2 protein-coding genes are annotated in these 652 nt (G+C 54.6%); both read right to left on the bottom strand.

The genetic code is table 11. The features are described from left to right. Positions 1–370, bottom strand: a 370-nt coding sequence (locus tag K0039_RS24735) for an ATP-binding cassette domain-containing protein (RefSeq protein WP_228106772.1), incomplete at its 3' end; no start/stop codon positions are given. Beyond that, the coding region (locus K0039_RS24730; RefSeq protein WP_228106771.1) for an ABC transporter permease family protein at positions 354–652 on the bottom strand (299 nt) is incomplete at its 5' end. The genes K0039_RS24735 and K0039_RS24730, both read right to left, overlap by 17 nt.

Raw genomic sequence — 652 nt, 5'->3', positions numbered from 1 at the left:
CCATTAAATTATCAATCCCCATCTGGCGGGCGATAGCGTGCATTTTCCCCTGCTGTACCGCGTTCAGTTTCAATCCCGGATTTAGCCCCAGCCCGATGTTCTGTGCGACCGTCAGGTGGCTGAACAGGTTGTTCTCCTGAAACAGCATCGACACCGGACGGCGTGACGGCGGCATAGTTGTGTGATCTACGCCATCGATAGTCAGCGAACCGCTGGCTGGCGTCAGAAAACCGGCGATCAAATTCAGCAGGGTACTTTTACCCGCGCCGCTTGGCCCGAGGATCGCCACCTGCTCGCCGCGTTCCACCGTTAAGCTAAAACGCATCGGCAAATGGTGGTAAAGCCAGGTGATATCAGTCAGTTTTAACATTTCGCCCCGGTAGTTTTTCAATCACGGTAAACAGCAGAAAACAGAGCAGCAGCAGAATTAACGCGGTGACCGCACCGTCCTGGCTGCGATAGGAGCCAATTTGCTGGTAGAGATAAAACGGCAGGGTGCGGAAATCATCGTTACCGAACAACGCCACCACGCAAAAATAACCAATCGACAGCACGCATGCAAAGGCCAGCGCCTGCGCCAGTGGACGTTTCAGGGCGCGCAGCTCCACCACTTTTAAGCGTGACCAGCCTTCAATCCCCAGCGACTGACATA

Source organism: Terrisporobacter mayombei, assembly GCF_020748465.1.
Lineage (GTDB): Bacteria > Bacillota > Clostridia > Peptostreptococcales > Peptostreptococcaceae > Terrisporobacter > Terrisporobacter mayombei.
The sequence above is the reverse complement of the archived record's forward strand: the minus strand, read 5'-3'. Positions and strand labels throughout refer to the sequence as shown.